At 68.6% G+C, this 18935-nt stretch carries 16 protein-coding genes and 1 pseudogene; 5 read left to right on the top strand and 12 right to left on the bottom strand.

Translation table 11 applies throughout. The annotated features are described in order from the left end of the window. Nucleotides 1-206 precede the first annotated feature (206 nt). On the top strand, nt 207-1274 hold the full coding sequence (gene hisC / locus B146_RS0102080) for a histidinol-phosphate transaminase (RefSeq protein WP_019994755.1): 1068 nt from the start codon (nt 207-209) through the stop codon (nt 1272-1274). A gap of 71 nt (nt 1275-1345) precedes the next feature. On the opposite strand, the gene B146_RS0102075 is transcribed toward hisC, so the two are convergent. The 3 genes from B146_RS0102075 to B146_RS24735 form a co-directional block, all read right to left on the bottom strand. Continuing rightward, nucleotides 1346-4885, bottom strand: a complete 3540-nt coding sequence (locus tag B146_RS0102075; RefSeq protein WP_040408191.1) for an error-prone DNA polymerase — start codon at nt 4883-4885, stop codon at nt 1346-1348. A gap of 11 nt (nt 4886-4896) precedes the next feature. Then, nucleotides 4897-6384, bottom strand: a complete 1488-nt coding sequence (locus tag B146_RS24740; RefSeq protein WP_244498139.1) for a Y-family DNA polymerase — start codon at nt 6382-6384, stop codon at nt 4897-4899. A gap of 70 nt (nt 6385-6454) precedes the next feature. Beyond that, the gene (locus B146_RS24735; protein ID WP_155897315.1) at nt 6455-7423 is read right to left on the bottom strand and encodes an ImuA family protein; all 969 of its coding nucleotides are present in this window, start codon (nt 7421-7423) and stop codon (nt 6455-6457) included. A 410-nt stretch (nt 7424-7833) separates the two neighbouring features. On the opposite strand from B146_RS24735, the gene B146_RS0102060 reads away from it, so the two are divergent. After that, nucleotides 7834-8256, top strand: a complete 423-nt coding sequence (locus tag B146_RS0102060) for a metallopeptidase family protein (RefSeq protein ID WP_019994751.1) — start codon at nt 7834-7836, stop codon at nt 8254-8256. A gap of 27 nt (nt 8257-8283) precedes the next feature. Here B146_RS0102060 and B146_RS0102055 read toward each other — a convergent pair whose 3' ends face one another. The 7 genes from B146_RS0102055 to B146_RS0102025 all read right to left on the bottom strand — a co-directional run bounded on the left by B146_RS0102055 (nt 8284) and on the right by B146_RS0102025 (nt 12267). Further along, nucleotides 8284-8898, bottom strand: coding sequence for a Uma2 family endonuclease (locus tag B146_RS0102055; protein WP_019994750.1), 615 nt, complete (start codon nt 8896-8898; stop codon nt 8284-8286). A gap of 83 nt (nt 8899-8981) precedes the next feature. Further along, complete coding sequence (locus tag B146_RS0102050; protein WP_019994749.1) at nt 8982-9671, bottom strand: TIGR02117 family protein; 690 nt, start codon at nt 9669-9671, stop codon at nt 8982-8984. Next, nucleotides 9668-10012 (bottom strand): hypothetical protein, encoded by a 345-nt coding sequence (locus B146_RS28850; RefSeq protein WP_155897314.1) that lies wholly within the window; start codon nt 10010-10012, stop codon nt 9668-9670. Before B146_RS28850 ends, B146_RS0102050 begins: the two co-directional genes overlap by 4 nt. Then, nucleotides 10009-10215: a DUF1737 domain-containing protein gene (locus B146_RS0102040; protein ID WP_019994747.1), complete on the bottom strand. Its 207-nt coding sequence runs from the start codon at nt 10213-10215 to the stop codon at nt 10009-10011. Before B146_RS0102040 ends, B146_RS28850 begins: the two co-directional genes overlap by 4 nt. Beyond that, nucleotides 10212-11096, bottom strand: coding sequence for an HpcH/HpaI aldolase/citrate lyase family protein (locus tag B146_RS0102035; RefSeq protein ID WP_019994746.1), 885 nt, complete (start codon nt 11094-11096; stop codon nt 10212-10214). The genes B146_RS0102040 and B146_RS0102035 overlap by 4 nt, the downstream gene beginning before the upstream one ends. A 186-nt stretch (nt 11097-11282) precedes the next feature. Further along, nucleotides 11283-11711 carry an organic hydroperoxide resistance protein gene (locus B146_RS0102030; RefSeq protein WP_019994745.1) on the bottom strand — a complete coding sequence of 143 codons (429 nt, stop codon included), beginning with the start codon at nt 11709-11711 and terminating at the stop codon, nt 11283-11285. Nucleotides 11712-11817: 106 nt separating this feature from the next. Then, entirely contained in the window at nt 11818-12267 is a 450-nt protein-coding gene (locus B146_RS0102025) for a MarR family winged helix-turn-helix transcriptional regulator (protein ID WP_019994744.1), read from the bottom strand. Between the two features lie 212 nt (nt 12268-12479). Between B146_RS0102025 and leuD the strand changes: the two genes are divergently transcribed. Both leuD and B146_RS29685 read left to right on the top strand, forming a co-directional pair. Then, entirely contained in the window at nt 12480-13085 is a 606-nt protein-coding gene (leuD, locus tag B146_RS0102020; protein ID WP_019994743.1) for a 3-isopropylmalate dehydratase small subunit, read from the top strand. Between the two features lie 96 nt (nt 13086-13181). Then, nucleotides 13182-13289, top strand: a pseudogene (locus tag B146_RS29685) (RidA family protein); the annotation flags it as partial. Between the two features lie 82 nt (nt 13290-13371). On the opposite strand, the gene B146_RS24730 reads toward B146_RS29685, so the two are convergent. Next, on the bottom strand, nt 13372-15630 hold the full coding sequence (locus B146_RS24730) for a HAMP domain-containing methyl-accepting chemotaxis protein (RefSeq protein WP_162141923.1): 2259 nt from the start codon (nt 15628-15630) through the stop codon (nt 13372-13374). Nucleotides 15631-15880: 250 nt separating this feature from the next. Between B146_RS24730 and leuB the strand changes: the two genes are divergently transcribed. Continuing rightward, nucleotides 15881-16993: a 3-isopropylmalate dehydrogenase gene (leuB, locus tag B146_RS0102010; protein ID WP_019994741.1), complete on the top strand. Its 1113-nt coding sequence runs from the start codon at nt 15881-15883 to the stop codon at nt 16991-16993. An 87-nt stretch (nt 16994-17080) separates the two neighbouring features. Here leuB and B146_RS0102005 read toward each other — a convergent pair whose 3' ends face one another. Continuing rightward, on the bottom strand, nt 17081-18736 hold the full coding sequence (locus B146_RS0102005; protein WP_019994740.1) for an MFS transporter: 1656 nt from the start codon (nt 18734-18736) through the stop codon (nt 17081-17083). Between the last annotated feature and the right edge of the window lie 199 nt (nt 18737-18935).

Here is an 18935-nt window from a genome sequence, read left to right as displayed (position 1 = left end):
CTTGTCGAACGCAGCCGCCCCCTCGCATCGCGCCTGTTCAACGGCTCGGGCGCGACGAAAGCCTCGCCGATCCCCCGCCGAAACCTTGCCGGGACGGGCTCTCGCGGAACGTCCCCCTCCGTCGCGGCGAAGCGATCCGCGCCCCTCGCCAGTGCACGCCTCGCCGGTCTATCAAGGGCGCGCGCAACGCGGGGAGCTGTCGCCTCATGAGCCGTTTCTGGAGCCGGATCGTCCACACGCTGGAGCCCTATGTGCCGGGCGAGCAGCCGCGCGTTGCCGATCTTCTGAAGCTGAACACGAACGAGAGCCCCTACGGCCCCTCGCCCCGCGCGCTGGAGGCGATCCGCGCGGCGACCTCGGACGATCTGCGGCTCTATCCCGACCCGTCCTCGCTGGCGCTGCGCGAGGCGATCGGCGGAAGCTTCGGCCTGTCGGCGGGCGAGGTCTTCGTCGGCAACGGGTCGGACGAGGTTCTGGCCCATGTCTTCCAAGGGCTTCTGAACCACGAGCGGCCGCTTCTCTTCCCCGACCTTACCTATGCCTTCTATCCGACCTATGCCCGGCTCTTCGGCATTCCTTACGAGACCGTGGCGCTGGACGAGAAGTTCGGCGTACGGACCCTGGATTACCGCCGGGCCTGCGGCGCGATCATCCTGCCCAATCCCAACGCGCCGACCGGCACCGCCCTGCCGCTGTCGGCGATAAGCCAGCTGTTGGAGGATCACCCCGACCAGCCCGTGGTCATCGACGAGGCCTATGTGGATTTCGGCGCCGAGAGCGCGGCCGGTCTCATCCGCGCTTATCCCAACCTTCTGGTGGTGCAGACCTTTTCCAAGTCGCGCTCGCTGGCGGGCCTGCGCGTCGGCTTCGCGCTCGGCCAGCGCGAATTGATCGAGGCGCTGGAACGCGTGAAGGACAGTTTCAACTCCTATCCGCTCGGCCGCACCGCGCAGGCCGGCGCGCTCGCCTCCTGGCAGGACCGGGACTGGTTCGAGCACCACACGGCGCTCACCATCGCCGCGCGGGACGAGCTCTCGGGAGCGCTCGGCGCGCTCGGCTTCGAGGTTCTGCCCTCGCAGGCCAATTTCCTCTTCGCGCGCCACCCGGCGCGGCCGGGCGCGGCGCTCGCGCGGGCGCTGCGCGAGCGGGCCATTCTGGTGCGCCATTTCGCACGCCCGCGCATCGCGGACTTCCTGCGCATCACGGTCGGCACGCCGGCCGAATGCGAGCGGCTGGTGGAAGCGCTGCGGGAGATTTTGGCGCGGAACGCCTGATACCCCGACGCCCTCAGAGCCCGTCCGGAAAGCACCGCCGAGCCGACCCGGCGGACTTTTCGGACGGGCTCTCAGTGGAAATTGCGCCCCTTGGGCAGGACGGCATGGGTGCGCCGCGCCTCGTCCTCCACCGCGCCCGGCCGCTCGCCCAATCGCTCCTCCCAGGGCACGTCCGGCATGGTGCGGCCCTCGCGCGGGGTTCGGTGCAGGTTGACGCGGCCTTCGGGCTGCGGGCGGCGGAACTCGTCGGCCCTTGAGAGAACCGCGCCGAGCGCGCTCGCCGCCTCCACCACATCGGCCGGAATGGGCCGCTTCAGCGCGCGCTCGGTCCCGTGATAGCGCAAGGGCTTGCGCACATGGTCGGCCGGTTGCAGCGTGTTGGTGCGCTCTAGCCCGCCCTTGGAGAGATGCGCCAGAAGCGGCGACAGGTCCTCCAGGTGTTCGGCGACGAGATGCTGCACGCCATGGTCGCGCTGGATGCGGCCGGAAATGCGGATGAAGCGCGCGCCGAGCACGACGGAGCGGAAGCGCGCGAAGGTGCTCTTCCAGACCACGATATTGGCGACGCCCGTTTCGTCCTCCACCGTGATGAAGACGACGCCCTTGGCCGAGCCCGGCCGCTGGCGGATCAGGACGAGCCCCGCCACATCCACCCGCCGCCCCGGCTTCACGTCATCCAGCGCCGCCGTCTGGACGATGCCGAGATCGCTCAAGTGTCCGCGCAGGAAGGAGATCGGGTGCGCCTTCAGCGAGAGCGACAGGAAGCGGTAGTCGTTCACCACCTCCTCGCCTTCGGGCATCACGGGCAGCGCGGCGGGCGCCTCGGGGCGCAGGTCCGGTCCCCTGGCCACCGCGAAGAGTGGCAGGTCCTCCACCGGCTCGTCCAGCCCCTGCACCGCCCAGAGCGCGGCGCGGCGCTTGAGACCCATGTCCTGAAACGCGTCGGCATCGGCCAGCCGCTCCAAGGCGCGGCGCGACAGGCCGGTGCGCTGGCGAAGGTCGTGAAGCGAGCGGAACGGGCCGCTCCCTTCGCGCGCCTCGACCAGCCGCGTCATCTCCGCTTCGCCCAGGCCCTTCACCTGCCGCAGGCCGAGGCGCAGCGCATGGCGCGTGCGGATCGCGCCGGCCATCTCGCGATGGCGCGGGTGCATGTCGCGCGGGTCGAAGCGGCCGGGCTCCAGCGTCGAATCCCAGCGCGAGCGGTTGACGCAGACGGCGCGCACCTCCACCCCGTGCTCGCGCGCGTCGCGCACGATCTGCGCCGGGGCGTAGAAGCCCATGGGCTGCGAGTTGAGAAGGCTCGCGGCGAAGACGTCCGGGAAGTGGCACTTGATATAGGCCGAGGCGTAGACGAGCAGCGCGAAGGAGGCGGCATGGCTTTCGGGAAAGCCATATTCGCCGAAGCCCTCGATCTGGCTGAAGCAGCGCGCGGCGAACTCCGGCTCGTACCCCTTGGCGATCATGCCGGAGATCATCCGCTCCTTGAAATGCGTCACCTGCCCCGAGCGCTTGAAGGTCGCCATGGCGCGGCGCAGCTTGTCGGCCTCGGCGCCCGTGAAGCCGGCCGCGACCATGGCGATGCGCATGGCCTGTTCCTGAAACAGCGGAACGCCGCAGGTGCGCCAGAGAATTTCCTTCAACTCGTCCTTGGGATAGGTCGCGTCCTCCAGCCCCATGCGCCGCCGGAGATAGGGATGCACCATGTTGCCCTGGATCGGGCCGGGTCGCACGATGGCGACCTGGATCACGAGATCGTAGAACTCGTTGGGCTTCAGCTTGGGCAGCATGGTCATCTGCGCCCGGCTTTCGATCTGGAACGTGCCGAGCGTGTCGGCCCGGTGCGTCATGCGCCAGACCGGCGCGTTTTCCGGCTCGACGGGCAGCGTGTCGAGCGAGGCCGCCCGCCCGTCGCCCGTCGCCTCGCCGGGATAAAGCCGGTTCAGCATCTCGAAGGCGCGGCGCAGGCAGGAGAGCATGCCGAGCGCCAGAATGTCGATCTTGAGGATGCCGAGCGTGTCGAGATCGTCCTTGTCCCACTCGACGATGATGCGCCCCTTGCTGCCCGTGTTGAGCACCGGCACGGTCTCGTCCACGCGCCCGCGCGTCAGCACGAAGCCGCCGACATGCTGCGACAGGTGGCGCGGAAAGCCGGCGAGCTGATGAGCGAAGTCGAGCACATGTCGCGTCGTGCGATCCCCGGCCGAAAGGCCCGCCGCCTCGGCCTCGGCCTCGCCGAGATCGCTCGCCGAATAGCCCCAGACCGAACCTGAGAGAGCACTCAAGGCGTCTTCCGACAGGCCGAAGCACTTGCCGACCTCGCGCGCCGCCGAGCGGGCGCGATAGGTGATGACGGTCGCGGCGATCGCGGCCGAGTCCCGCCCGTAGAAATCGTAGATCCAGCGGATCACCTCGTCGCGCCGCTCGTGCTCGAAGTCGATGTCGATATCGGGCGGCTCGTCGCGCTCTTCGGAGATGAAGCGGTCGAAGAGAAGGCCGGCCTTGTCGGGATGAACCTCCGTCACGCCGATGCAGTAGCAGACGACCGAATTGGCCGCCGAGCCGCGCCCCTGGCAGAGGATTTTCATATCGCGCGCCGCCTGCACGATGCGGTGGACGGTGAGGAAATAGGGCTCGTATTTCTTCTTCTCGATCAGCTTCATCTCCGTTTCGATCCGCTCGAAAATCTCGGAGGGGACGGGCTTGGGATGGTAGCGCCAGGCCGCGCCTTCATAGGCGAGGCGCCGCAACTCCTCGGCCGGTGTGACGGAGAGGCCCAATGCCTCGTCGGGATAGTCGTATCTGAGGCTGGCGAGGTCGAACTCGATCTCCTCGAAAAAGCGCCGCGCTTCGCGGATCGCCCCCTCGTGCCCGCGAAACAGGCGCAGCATCTCGCCCTCGTGTTTCAGCCGGCGCTCGGCATTGCGAGCGAGACGAAAGCCGGCTTGCGCGAGCGGCACATGCTCGCGAATGGCGGTCACGACGTCGCTCAGGGGCCGGCGCTCGGTGCCATGGTAGAGCGCGTCGTTGGTGGCCAGCAGCGGCGCCCTGAAGCGTTGCGCCAGCGCCTCGGCGCGCTCGATCCGCCGCCGGTCGCCGCCGTCGAAGCGCGGGGCCAGCGCCACGCGCACGGCTTTGGGAAAGGTCGAGACGAGCGGTGCCAAGGCCTGACTGAGCCGGCGTTCGGCCTCCTGCGCTTCTGGCCCGTCGCCGCCGAGTTCGTCCGGCGCGAGCAGCGCCAAGCTCAGACCTTCGCCCCATTCGAGAAGATCGGCCAAGGTCAGATGGCATTCGCCCTTGGGCGCACGCAGGTTTCCAACCGTCAGAAGCCGGCAAAGTCGGCCCCAGGCGGCGCGGTCGCGCGCATAGGCGAAGAGGTCCGGCGTCTCGTCCTGAAACACGAGGCGCGTGCCGGCGCGAAAGGGCATCTGCACCAGCTGGGCCTGCCCATAGGCGCGCACCACGCCGGCCACGCTGTTGCGATCGGCAAGGCCGAGGCCGCCCAAGCCGAGAGCCTGCGCGGCCACCACCATCTCGCCCGGCTGCGACACGCCGCGCAGAAAGGAAAAGGTCGAGGCTGCGCCGATCTCGCAAAAGCCCGGGCCGGCGGGCAGAAAGCCCGATGTCACGCGAAGAGCCCGTGCAGGAACCAGCCGGACGCGCCGTCCGGCCGCGCGCCCTCGCGAAACATCCAGTAGCGCCGGCCGCCCTCGTCCTCGACGCGAAAATAGTCGCGCTCCGGCGCGGCGTCCTCGCGCCACCATTCGGGCGCGATGCGCTCCGGCCCCTCGATCCGCTCGACGCGGTAATGCGCGCGCCGCCAGCGAAACTGGCGGATCGGCCCGTCCGGCACCTCGGCCGTGGCGCTCACCGGCTCGGGCGGCACGAGAAGGCGCAGGGGCCGGGGCGCGAGCGGCATGTCGCCCGCGCTCGCCTGCGACGCGCTCAGCCATTGAACACGGTGCTGGGCGCGCTCGGGCCGGTGGCTCTCGTCCGGCTCCAGCGAGAAGAGCGCGGTTTCGCCGAGCCGCGTGGACAGGCGGTCGAGAAGTTCGGCGAGGGCTTCGGGCGCGCTGTCCTCCTCGGCAAGGCTCGTCTGCGCCTCCCCCATCGCTTCCGTCTCGACCACCGCGAGGCGCAGGAGATCGTAGCCGAAGCCGACATCGAGATCGTCGCCGATCCCCTTCAGCCGCTCGGCGAAGAGCCGCTCGATGCGCCGGGGATCGCGCAAGGGGCGGGCGCTGCGAACGGGAAGCCGCTCCACCTTTCCATCGACGCGAAACAGGGTGAGTTCCAGCCGCCGCGCCCCCTGCCCCCGCGCTTCCAGCTCGGGCTTGAGATGACCCGCCAGATGGTTCGCGATGCGCAGGATGTCGTCCGACAGGCTCACCGGCTCGAACAGGAGGCGTTCGCGCGTCAGCGGCGCCACGAAGCGGCGCGGCTCGATCGGCGGGCGATGGCGGCCGGTCAGCGCGTCGAGCCGGCTCAGAAGCCCCGAGCCGAAACGGCGCGCGAGCTGCGCGCGCGACAGCGCCAGGAGATCGCCGACGGTTACGAGACCCAGCCGGGCGAGCCGCCCGCGTTCCTCCGCCCCGATCCGCAGCGCGCTGGTCGGCAGCGCGGCGACGACGGGCGGCTCGGCCCCTTCGGCAAGGGATGTACCCGGCCGATGCCGCGCCAGGGCGGAGGCCAGCGCGGGATGCGAGGCGAGGCCCCAGCCGAGCGCGAAGCCCTGCGCGCGAAAGCGCAACTCGACCTCGCGGCACAGGCCCCCTTCCCCGCCGAAGAGATGCGCGCAGCCGGAAATGTCGAGAACGAGGCCCTGCCGCCCATCCAGCGCGACCAGCGGCGTGTAACGCTCGGCCGCGTCCGCCAAGGCTTCCAGAAGATGTCGGTCGGCCGCGCGGTCGCTTTCCACGAGGTCCAGTTCGGGAAAGCGCGCCCGCGCCTCGGCGACGCCCAGCCCCGGGCGCAGGCCCAGCCGAGCCGCCAGATCGCAGAGCGCGACGAGCCGCTCGGCCCCGTTCTGCCGCTCGGTGAGGGCGAGCGGGCGCAGCGCCTCGGCGCCGGGCGCGGGCTCGCGCTGCGAAGGGCGAAGCGTCGCGGGCGGCATGGTCGCCGGCGGGCGATGGCCGTTGCCCGCGCCGAGGCGCGGCGTCAGGATCGGCGTGCCGGCGCTGGTGTCAGGAGGCGTGGCGGCGAGGCTCGGCCCGTCGGCCCCCTCCGTCTCGAGCCGCCAGGAGCGACCGAATGTCTGCCGTCGCAGCCGGTCCGTCGGCAGGCGGGGGAAGAACAGGGCGAGAAAGCGCGGCGGCACGCTCGGCTTGGACGAATCGACGCTCATGGACGTTCCACTCCAGATGGAATTGGCCAAGACGGCCATCGCGGGATTTCTCGACACCGAGGGCGAAAGCCGGCGCGCCGAGGCAGGATTGTGCCTCCAGACCGGGCACGCGGCCCGCCGGGGCGGCGGCCAGGCGAAGCCGCAGGGGCGCGGCGGTGGTTTCCGCCGATCCGCCCTGGCGCAGGACGAGAACCGGCCGCCCCGCATGGCGCGAGCGCCAATGGAGCCGCCGCGAGCCCTCCAGCGAGAGCGCGGCGGGGTTGTTCTGCACTTCCAGAAGCGTCAGCGCCGGCACGCCGGAGCGCGCGGCCTCTTCCGCCGCCCAGAGCGCGTCTTCCAAGCGGCGCGCCCGCACCACGACCAGCGCGGCGGGGTCGAGCCCGAAGGCGACGAGCCCCGGCCGGTAGGGATAGCCGGCATCGGTCAGCGTCGTGGCGGGCGCGATCCAGACGAGCGGGCGCTGAGGCGACGCGCCAAGCCGCACGGCGAGCGCCAGGGCGAAGCCGAGCCCCGCGCCTCCGTCCCGCACGGTCTCGACCCGCACTTCCGACAGGCCCGCTTCCGGAAAGCCGCCGCCGAGCGCTCGGTCGACCTCGTCCGCGCCGAGCGGACAAACGGGCAGGACAGGACGAAATTCCTCTTGCCGTTTTGGGGTGTCGGCCTGGCTCCGGCTGCCCGCCTCTGCCTTGCCAGGGGCCTCCCACGTCTCGGCCGGGCGATCCTCGATCCGGCGGATCGCGGCGCGCAAGGTCTCGAGCCGCCCTTTCTCCGGGCTCGCCTCTTGCATGTCGGCAGAAGAGGGAGACATCGCCGAAACACTTGACGCGGCGTTGTTTCGTCTGGATAAATCCAGCGTCTCATCCGACGCCACCCCCTCGTCCCAAGGCGCGGCAAAGGCGGCTTTTGGTTGGACCCCCGACATGAACGTCTCCTTCGGACAAACCCTCGACAGCCCCGCGGCTTCGTCCGAAACGGCATCTGTTCCCTCTATGTTCCTATGAATTCCAGAGCGGCTGATTCGAGTCAATCAGCCAAAGACAAGGATTACATTCCTTGTGCACAGCTCCGAGCGCCCCCTGTGGAAAACCGGGCGCCTGTTTTCGCTCATGTGGAAAGACGCACCCCCGCGCGCATTCGTGAGCCGGCGCGGGCTCGCCCCACGCGAAGCGATATGCCACGACAGGCGAAGGCTGCGTCGGACCGGGAAAGGGAGTGGGGATGGGTCAGCTCGATCAGGCGGGGGACTGGGGCCGGCGCATGGCGCCGAGCCTGGAGGAGATCGAGGCGCTGGCGCTCGACGCCTATGCGCAGCTGCCGCCCGAATTCCGCGCCCTGTCGGGCGAGATCCGCTTCCACGTCGCCGACTTCCCGGAGGACGAGGTGGTCGAGGCGATGAGTCTCGAAAGCCCGTTCGACATTCTCGGCCTGTTCGAAGGCCGGCCCGTGGCCGAGATGGCGGTCGGAGCCACCGGCGAGTTCCCCAACCGCATCCTCCTCTACCGCCGCCCGATCCTCGACTATTGGGCCGAGCACGAGGAAACCCTCAGCGCCCTCGTCTCCCACGTCCTGATCCACGAGATCGGCCACCATTTCGGCCTGTCCGACGAAGACATGGAAGCGCTGGAGGCCGAGGCGGATTGATCGGGCGCGAGCGCCTCGCGCTTGGGATCAACGCGGCGTCGAACCGTCGGCCGTGTCGATCACCTGCAAGCGTGGGCGCGGACGGGGCGTGATCGTGTCGTAGATGTCCCGCAAGGCAAGAACGGCCCCGATTTCCGGCATGTCGATCACGGCGTCGAGATTCTCGTATTTCTCGGCCTCCCATCGCCCTTGCTCGCTCCGTCTATAGAGCTTGACGGAAAGAAGGGTGGGTTCGACGAACAGGATGAGCCGGATCGCGGGATGGCGCTGATATTCGTCCAGCTTGTCGGTCGTGTCGACGAGGCTCGTGCCGGGGGACGAGACCTCCACCACCAGCTTGGGATTCTCGGCGATCGTGGCGTCCGGGTCGGGCGGCCCGCAATCCACGACGATGTCGGGATAGCGAATGGTGTTCGCACCCGTCTGAACGGCCGTGTCGCTGGCCGTCGTCCGGCATCCGCCGGATTTGGCTTGCGGCCCCACGGACATGACGATGTTGGCGACGACGACGTTGTGCCCCTGCTTGGCGCCCGCCATCATCTCGACGATCTGGCCATCGACGAGTTCGAACCGCCCCTCCTGCGTTGCGATCCAACCGAGGAACGTCTCCGTCGAGACCTCTGCGCGCTCGGCCGCTTCCATGCTGCACTCCCGCCTTTGGGTCATCCTTAGCATAGGGCGCTGGATGCGTCCTCGCAGGTTCCTTTCGTGAAAGGGCTGAAGCCTCACCCCTCATGCCAGTCCAGCCCCCAGAGCAGAAGCGGGGGCAAGGGGGACCAGAGGCTGGTGGTGAGGCCGGCTTGGCGCAAGGCCTCGGCGGTCCAGGTGTTGCAGCCGAACAGGAGATTGAAGCCGCCGCGTGCTTCGTAGAAGCGGTCATAGGGGCCGTAGGAAAAGCCGGGCAGGATATCGGGCGCGCCGGATGGGGTGCGCGCGAAGCTCGCCTCGATGAAGCGCAGGAGCGCCTGGAAAGCCGGCTCACTCAATGTCAGGCGGCGCAGGCCCGGCTCCTCGCCGGTCAGCGCCGGGGCGAGCGAGAGATGCAGCACCGAGCGGTCGTAGGTGACGGAGTGCCAGACCGCGCCCGGCGTCAGGTCGCGCCATTCCGGCGTCTGCGTGTAGAAGGCGCGCCCGCCCCAGCCGATCGCGATCGCGCCGACGCGCGGGTCGTCGAGCGGCAGCCCGTCGCCGGAGAGAAAAGCGAAGCGCGCGAGGATGTCGGGCGTCGCGGGCAGGAGAATGTCGGTGTGGATCGGGTTGGCGGCCAGAAGCACGACCCGCTCGTTGCCGGCTTCGGGTGGCGGAAAGCGGGCTTCGGGCGCGCGCGGGATGGCGAGCGCCAGAAGCGCGAGGCCCATAAGGCTCGCGGCGAGCGCGAGCGGCGCGGCGAGAAGCGCCTGACCCCAGCGCCTCAAGAAGGGCGCGCGCTTCTGCGCCGCAGCCGCTCTTCGGCTTGGCGCAGCGCCGCTTCGCCCCGACGGAGGCCTTCTTCGCCCCGGCGAAGCCCTTCTTCGCCGCGCGCAAGGCCCGCCTCGCCCCGGCTGAGGGCGTCCCGGCCGACCTGAACCGCGTCGCCGGCCCGGCGCAGCGCTTCGGCTCCCCTGTCGAACGGCGCGCCCTTGAGCGCGCCGAGCGCGCGCAAGGTGGTTTCCGCCCGGCGCAAGCCGGCTTCGCTCTGGCGAAGCGCGGCTTCGCCATGCCGTAACCCCTCGCGCCCGGCCTGGAGACCGAGCTGGCCGAAGCGGAGCGGGTTCATTGCTCGCCGAGCTTCATGGAGGGATCGTACTCCTTGCCCTCGACGACCTTGGTCATCGGCTGGGCGCATTTCATCACGCCTTCCTTGGCGTCGAACGCATAGGCCGGGCTGCCGGCGAGCTCCCAGCCCTTGGAGAGGGCGAGCGAGACCCGGTGGCAGAAGGCGGCGTCGTCGACGCCGGTGAGCAGGCGATAAAGCTTCAAGGATCGGTCCTTTCCTCGATCGAGGCGGCGCGGGCAAGAAGGCGCTCGGCCGCGTGCAAATGCAAGAGTTCCACCATCCGCCCTTCGTGGCGAATGACACCGCGCCCGGCCTGTTCCGGCGCGGCAAAGGCGGCGACGAGGCGACGGGCCCGCTCGATCTCGTCTTGCGAGGGCGCGAAGGCGGCGTTGGCGCCCGCGATCTGCGCGGGATGAATCAGCGTTTTGCCGGCAAAGCCCATGCGGCGCGCCTGCGCGCATTCGGCTTCGAAGCCCCTGATATCGGCGAGATCGGACCAGACGCCGTCGAGCACGGGAACGCCCGCCGCCTTGCCGGCGACGAGAGCGGGCCCAAGCCAGGGCATGAGTTCGGGCCGGCCGGACGAGAGCTGGAGATCGGCGGCCGAGACGAGATCGTTCGGCCCGATCGCGAGCGCGCCGAGCCGGTGGCGCAGCCGCGCCTCGGCGATCTCGGCGGCATGGCGCACGCCCTTCGGCGTTTCCACCATGGCCCAGAGCCGGAGGCGCTCCGGCGCGTCGGTTTCCACCAGCGCGTCGTCGGCCTCGTGCAACTGGCGCGGGCTCTCGACCTTGGGCAGGAGAACGACGTCGACGCGGGCCGCGCGGGCCATCAGGAGGTCTTCCGTGCCGTGCCGCGTGGCGAGCGGGTTGATGCGCACGACGCGCAAGGCTCGGCCTTGGGGCCGGGCGAGGAGATGGGCGCGCAGGCGCTCGCGCGCGGCGTCCTTTTCCTCGTCGGCGGCGGAATCCTCCAGATCGAAGATCAGCGCGTCGGCGGTCAGGCTGATCGATTTGTCGAGCGCCCGGCCATTGGCGGCGGGCACGAAGAGAACGGATCGCAGGAGCGGCTCGGCTTCGGTCATGGCGTGAAGGTCTGCCCGATCCCCTCGGCCGGTTCAAGGCGGGCGCGACCGGGAGGGGCACGAAAAAGGCCGGAGCGCGAATGCGCCCCGGCCTCGGATCGGGCTCGGCGATGAGGGCTCAGCCAAGCTTCGCACTCAGCCAAGCTTCGCGCTCGGTCGAGCTTCGCGCTTGGTCGAGCTTCGCGCTCAGGCGAGCGTCAGGCCGACATCGACATTGTTGCGCGTGGCGTTGGAATAGGGGCAGACCTCGTGCGCGGCGGCGATCAGCTTCTTGGCCTCGGCGCGATCGACGCCCGGCAGGTCGATCGTGAGGTCCGCGGTGATGCCGTAGCCGCCTTCCGAGCGCGGGCCGAAGCCGACTTCGGCCGTCACCGTCGCCTCGGCCGGAACCTTGACCCCGACCTTGGACGAGACCGCGCGCATGGCGCCGAGGAAGCAGGCCGAATAGCCGGCGGCAAAGAGCTTCTCGGGATTGGCGCCGACGCCGCCGGGGCCGCCCATTTCCTTGGGAACCACGAGCTTGACGTCGACCGAACCGTCGTCCGAACGCGCCGCACCGTCGCGGCCGCCGCCATTTGCCGTGGCCTTGGTCTTGTAGATGACGTCAACAGGCATGGACTTGTCTCCTTGGGACTTCGAAACAGGGGCCGAACACGGCCCGGTTGGGAGAGGGATCGGCCCGCCCATCAGCGGACCGTTGAACGAAATCAGGCCGGCTCGCTCAGGGCTCGACCTTCTCGGCCAGCGCCTCGCGCAGGGCGCGGACCTCGCGGTTCAGCGCGGCGAGCCGTTCCAGCGTCAGGCCCGAGCCCGCCACCAGCGCATCGGCGAGACAGGTGCTCTCAGTGCGCATGGCCCGGCCGCGATCGGTGAGCGACACCGTGACCTGCCGCTCGTCGGCCGGATTGCGGCGGCGCGTGACGAAGCCGGCCGCTTCCAGCCGCTTCACCAGCGGCGTCACCGTGCTCGGCTCCAGATCGAGCCGATCCGCGATGGCGCCCACCGCCATGCCGTCCTTCTCCCAGAGAACCGAGAGAACCAGATATTGCGGATAGGTGAGGCCCAGCTGGTCGAGGATCGGCTTGTAGGTGCGCCCCACCGCCATGGACGCACCATAGAGCGAGAAGCAGAGCTTTTCGTCCAGGGTGAGATGCGAAGAGGAGCGGGTCATGGGGCAGATCCTTTGTTGACGCCCTCAATAAATTATCGCGATAATTAATGCAACATGTTTTTCTATCGCGATACGATTTTTGCGAGGGCCAGCGCTCGATCGCGTTGTGCGAAAGCGCTTGGACCGGGACGCCCGGGAGGTGTAACGAACGGGACGGACCCTAGCGCAGCGTTGAAGAGCAGCGCGCGAGCGAACAGGAAAGGATCGAAGCCATGCAGAAGTTCGACCAACTGACCGGCGTGGCCGCGCCGCTTCCGATCCTCAATGTCGACACCGACATGATCATTCCCAAGGACTATCTGAAGACGATCAAGCGCACGGGCCTCGGCGTCGGCCTCTTCGCCAATCTGCGCTACAAGGAAGACGGGTCGGAAGACGAAAGCTTCGTCCTCAACCGCCCGGCCTATCGCAAGGCCGAGATCCTGGTGGCGGGCGACAATTTCGGATGCGGCTCCTCGCGCGAGCACGCGCCCTGGGCGCTGCTCGACTTCGGCATCCGCTGCGTGATCTCCACGTCCTTTGCCGACATCTTCTACAACAACTGCTTCAAGAACGGCATTCTGCCGATCCGCGTCAGCCAGGCCGAGCTGGACGCGCTGATGGGCGACGCCGAGAAGGGCTCCAACGCCACGCTCAGCGTCGATCTCGAAGCGCAGGAAATCCGCCGGCCGGACGGCGGCACGGTTCATTTCGAGATGGACCCGTTCCGCAAGCACTGCCTCATCAACGGGCTCGACGATATCGGCCTGACGCTGGAGCGCGAAGCCTCGATCACCGGCTTCGAAGAGCGCGTCGGCGCAGAGCGCCCCTGGGCGTGACGATGGCGGATCGCCGGCCGTCTCGACGGGCTCGCCCTTCGAGACGAGGCGGGCTACAGCCGCGCCGTCGCGCTCGGGCCGGTCTGCGAGGGGACGGGGCGCTGGTTCGCGGAGATCCGGCCCGCCGCCACCATGATCGTGGCCGGGCTGATCCGCCCCGAAATGAAGGTCGAGATCGAGGCGACGGCGCGCCGCGCCGACTGACCCGCCGAGCCCTCTCATGACAGAAGCCCGGCGCGAGCGGTCGCGCCGGGCTTTCGTGTCCTGGAACGGGGCTCGCGAGCCCTTAGCGGCTCATGCGCTCGAAGCCGTCGTCGCCGCCGAGATCCAGCGCGAAGCCGCCCTTGGACGTCCCGCTGCTCGGGCGCGCCGCGAAGTCCGCCGCCTTGGCCTGGAGCGAATGGACGGGGTTGTCGCCGCCATCCGCGAAGAGATCGTCATCCGCCACCGCCGCGACCGGCGCCTTCGCTGCGCGGACCGGCTTGGACGGGGCCGCCGCGACCGGCTTGGCGGGGGCGGACTTGGCGGAAGCCGGCTTGGAAGAGGCGGATTTGGAGGACGCGGACTTCGTGGGGGCCTCGACGCGCCGCGCCTTTTCGCGCTCCATCTGCCGGTTCGTCGCTTCGATTTCGGCCGCTTCCGCCTGGAGAAGATGCTCGCGCTCGGCATCCGTCATGCGGAAATAGCCCGCGCGCTCTTCCAGCCGCCCCGCTTCCGCCGCGAGCTGCTCGGCGGTCGCCGTCATCTCGCCGGCCGCGCCGGCATTGGCCTGCGTCACCTGATCGAGCTGCTGGATCGCCTGGTTGATCTGCTCGACGCCGATCGACTGCTCGCGGCAGGCCGCCGAAATCTCGGACACGAGTTCCGCCGTCTTTCGGATATCCGGCACCAGCCGTTCCAGACGCGTGCCCGCTTCCTCGGCGACGACGAGGGTCTTGGTGGACAGTTCCCCGATCTCGCTCGCGGCCGCTTGGCTGCGCTCGGCGAGCTTGCGCACTTCGGACGCGACCACCGCAAAGCCCTTGCCATGCTGGCCGGCACGGGCGGCTTCGATGGCGGCGTTCAGCGCCAAAAGGTCGGTCTGGCGCGCGATCTCCTGCACCACCGCGATCTTCTCGGCGATTGCGCGCATCGCCTTCGTGGACTGCGCCACGGCCTCGCCGGTCGTTCCGGCATGCTCGGCGGCCTGCGCCGCGATCTTCTCGGTCGTGGAGGCGTTGTCTGCGTTCTGACGGATATTGGCCGACATTTCCTCGATCGCGGCAGAGGCCTGCTCGGACGCGGCGGCCTGTTCGGTCGATCCCGACGACAGGCGCTCGGCGGTCTCGGCCGAGCGGGCGGAACCGGCGGCGACCAGCGAGGACGAGTTCCGCACGCCCGAGACGATTTCGGAGAGCTTCACGGTCATGTCGCTCATCGCCCGCTGCAACTCGGCGATCTCGTCGCGTCCCTTGGCCTCGATCCGGTGCGTCAGGTCGCCCGAGCCGATCTGGCGGGCGAGCGTCACCGAGCGCGACAGGCCGCGCGAGATCGACAGGCCGAGCCAGGCGGCGATGCCGAGACCCAGAAGGATCGCGCCGCCGATCACCGCGACCAGGAACAGGCGCGTTTCCGCAAAAGCCTTGTTGCCGCTTTCGACCACGGCGGCGGCGGTGTCGGCCTCGACCTTCTTCTGTTCGGACAGGCGCGTTTCGAACGCCTGCGCCAGGGGCACGATCTTGGTGTTGAAGAGGGTGCGGGCCCGGCCGCTGTCATTGGCGACGCCGCCCGACACCCAGCCGTCCATCGCCTCCTTGAACTGGCCCCAGCGCTTTTCCAGCGAAGCGAGCTTGGGCTGGAAGTTTTCCGGCGTCGCCGATTTCAGCTGGGTGATGAAGGCGCCGAACTGCGCCTGACGCGCGGTGAGGAGCTGCGACAGCGCCTTCAGCTTGGCGTCGTCGTTTTCCACCAGGACCTGATTGGCGATCATCCGCATTTCGGGAAAGCGCGCCCGCATGTCCGACAATGTGTTGATGGAGATCGTCATCAGCGGTGTCTGCGGCGCGGCGCGGAAGGTGCTTTGAAGCTGCTGCAGGACGTTGGTGATCTCGATGCCGATCGGCTCGGCCTTGCTCATCGCCTTGATCGCATCGCTGCGGAACGTGGTGGAGGCGAAGGGCCGTGCCTCGTCGAAGGCGCCGGTCAGCTGGCCGAGAAGCGTCTCGAGATCGCCCGCCGCCGCGCGGCGCGCCTCCGGCAGGGCGGCGACATAGGCGGCCAGCACCGTCCGCATCGACTGGACATGCGCGTCGAGGCGCTCGCCGAGGCCCTGAAGCTCTTCCGGCTTCTGGCTGAGGATCATGGTCTGAAGGTCGCTGCGCGCGAGGCCCTGATCGGCATAGAGCTGGCCGAGACGCTGCACCTGCTGGAAGGGACCCTGCGTGAAGGCTCCCGTCTGCTCGTTGGAGCGACCGAGTTCGCCGAGGCCGATCACCCCCGTGGCGGCGAACATGAGAAGAACGGAGCCAAACCCCATGGCCAGCTTGGTTTTAATGCTGAGTTTCAAGGCACCCTCTCTCTCGCTGCCCCGCAATGCTTCTGCCGGCATCGTTCGGTCGATGGTTCGCCTTTCTTAGTTGCAAAGACATTGATGGACCGCCGCCGCGACAAGTGCCTTCCAAACGGAGTCAAGAAAGCCTGAAGGCCTCGGCGAATATCGGCGGGAGGGGCTCGGCGCTTGCGGTCGGCGGGGCCTGCCGCTACGACCCGGACGACGCGCCGCAGGACCGGCGGCCTGGAGCCTTTGGGGGACCCTCATGACCACGCGCAAGCTTCTTCTTCTTCCCGGCGACGGTATCGGACCGGAGGCCATGACCGAGGTCGAAAAGCTCGTCTCCCTCCTGAACGCCGAGCGCGCGGCCGGTTTCGAGACGCAGAAGGGCCTTGTCGGCGGCGCGGCGCTGGACGCCCATGGCGTGCCGATCTCGGACGAGGACATGGCGCTCGCCATGGGCGCGGACGCCGTGCTCTTCGGCGCGGTCGGCGGCCCGAAATGGGACGGCGTCGCTTACGAGAAGCGCCCCGAGGCGGGCCTCCTGCGCCTGCGCAAGGACATGGCGCTGTTCGCCAACCTGCGCCCCGCCATCTGCTATCCGGCGCTCGCCGAAGCCTCCTCGCTCAAGCGCGAGCTGGTGGACGGGCTCGACATCCTGATCGTGCGCGAGCTGACGGGCGGCGTGTATTTCGGCGAGCCCAAGGAGATCGTGGATCTCGGCAACGGCCAGAAGCGCGGCATCGACACGCAGATCTACGACACCTACGAGATCGAGCGCATCGCGAAGGTCGCCTTCGAGCTCGCCCGCACGCGCCGGGGCAAGGTGACGTCCATGGAAAAGCGCAACGTCATGAAGTCGGGCGTCCTGTGGAACCAGGTCGTGACCGAAACCCACAAGGGCTACGCGGACGTCGCGCTCGACCACATGCTGGCGGATGCCGGCGGCATGCAGCTCGTGCGCGCGCCCAAGCAGTTCGACGTCATCGTCACCGACAATCTCTTCGGCGACATGCTGTCCGACATCGCGGCCATGCTGACCGGCTCGCTCGGCATGCTGCCCTCCGCTTCGCTCGGCGCCCCGGACGAGACGAGCGGCCAGCGCCGCGCCATGTACGAGCCGGTGCACGGCTCGGCCCCCGACATCGCCGGCCGGGGCATCGCCAACCCGATCGCCATGATCGCCTCCTTCGCGATGATGCTGCGCTATTCCTTCGCGATGGTGGACGAGGCCGACAAGCTGGAAGCGGCGATCGCCGAGGTTCTGGAATCGGGCACGCGCACCGGCGACATCATGGCGCCGGGCTGCCGCGAGGTCGGCACGACCGAGATGGGCGACGCGGTGCTCGACGCGTTCCGCCGCAAGCTCGCCGCCTGATCCTCTTCCCTGCCCGCAAGACGAAACCGCCGCCCCGGTCTCCCGGGGCGGCGGTTTTCGTTTGAGGCTTCTCCTCCAACGCGCCGATCAGTCGGCGAGATCGACGCCCTTCTTTTCGCGCACGAAGATCACGCCGATGACGACGGTCAGAAGCGCAAAGAAGACCGGGTACCAGAGCCCCGCGAAGATATCGCCCGTGGAGGCGACGATCGCGAAGGAGGTCGCCGGCAGCAGGCCGCCGAACCAGCCGTTGCCGATATGATAGGGCAAGGACATGGCGGTGTAGCGGATGCGCGTCGGGAAGAACTCCACGAGCGCGGCGGCGATCGGGCCGTAGACGATGGTCACGTAGATCACCATCACCGTCAGGATCGCGATGACCTTCAGCGCCTGGGCCGAGCCGAGCGCGGAGAAGAAGCCGTCGATCTTGACCTTGGCCGGATCGTTGGCGGCGGGATAGCCGGCCGCGACCATGGCCGGGCCGAGCGCTTCGGAGAAGCTCTTGGCGTCGGTGAAGGCGATCGGCGCGCCGCCGTTGACGACGAGTTGCGTCGGCGTGCCGGCCGGGGCGTTGACCTGCGTGTAGCGGAAGGCCTGCTGCGACATGGTGCGGCGCATGACATCGCAGGGGCTGGTGAAGGTGCGGATGCCGACCGGATCGAACAGCGAGCCGCAGGTGGCGGGATCGGCGACGACCTCGGCCCGCACGGTCTGGATCGCGTTGGCATAGGTCGGGTTGGCCGCGTTGGTCAGCGCGTTGAACAGCGGGAAGTAGGTCGCCGCCGCGAGCAGGCAGCCGGCGAGGATCACCGGCTTGCGTCCGATCCGGTCCGACAGCGAGCCGAACACGAGGAAGAAGGGCGTGGCGATGATCAGCGCCCAGGCGATCAGGACGTTCGCCGTCAGAAGGTCGATCTTGAGGACCGTCTGGAGGAAGAACAGCGCGTAGAACTGGCCGGTGTACCAGACCACGGCCTGACCGATCACGAGGCCGAACAGCGCGATCAGGACGATCTTGCCGTTCTTCCAGTTGCCGAAGGCTTCCGAGAGCGGCGCCTTGGACTGGGTGCCCTCTTCCTTCATCTTCTGGAAGATCGGCGATTCGTGCATCTGAAGACGGATATAGATCGAGATCAGAAGCAGGACGATCGACAGGAGGAAGGGAATGCGCCAGCCGCCCGTCAGCCCGAAGAACAGCGGCTGCGAGGTCTGGAAGGCGTCTTCGCCCAGATTGATGCGCAGCGTCACGATCACGAAGAGCGACAGGAGAAGACCCATGGTCGCCGTGGTCTGAATCCAGGCCGTGTAGAAGCCGCGCCGGTTGCGCGGCGAATGCTCGGCCACATAGACCACCGCGCCGCCATATTCGCCGCCGAGCGCCAACCCCTGCGCCATGCGCAGCGCGACGAGGATGATGGGCGCGGCGATGCCGATCTGCTCGTAGCCCGGCAGGAGGCCGACCGCGAAGGTCGACAGGCCCATGATCAGGATCGTCAGAAGGAACGTGTATTTACGCCCCACGAGATCGCCGAGGCGCCCGAAGACCAGCGCGCCGAAGGGGCGCACGAGGAAGCCCGCCGCGAAGGTCAGAAGCGCGAAGATGGCCTGCGTCGCCGGCGGAAACTGCGAGAAGAACTGCTTGCCGATGATCGCGGCCAGCGTTCCGTAGAGATAGAAGTCGTACCACTCGAAGACGGTGCCGAGCGAGGAGGCGATGATCACCTTGCGCTCGCGCTTCGTCATGGGTTGGCGTTCGAGCGCCGGATCGGCGCTCCTGGAATAAGTGCTCACGCGTTGTCCTCCCTGGCCGCGAAACGGCGGCGGCGCCTCCCAGCGCCGGTCGAAGAGGCTAACCCATTTTTAAGAAATGGGAAGTTGCACCGCCCCTTTCCGGACACAATTCATGATCGATCACGGGAACGCGATCCGCGTGCTTGTGCAG

The sequence above is a fragment of the Aureimonas ureilytica DSM 18598 = NBRC 106430 genome, assembly GCF_000382705.1.
In the GTDB taxonomy this organism is placed as follows: Bacteria; Pseudomonadota; Alphaproteobacteria; order Rhizobiales; family Rhizobiaceae; genus Aureimonas; species Aureimonas ureilytica.
Note: the sequence above shows the minus strand (reverse complement) of the source record. Positions and strands in the feature narration are given on the sequence as shown.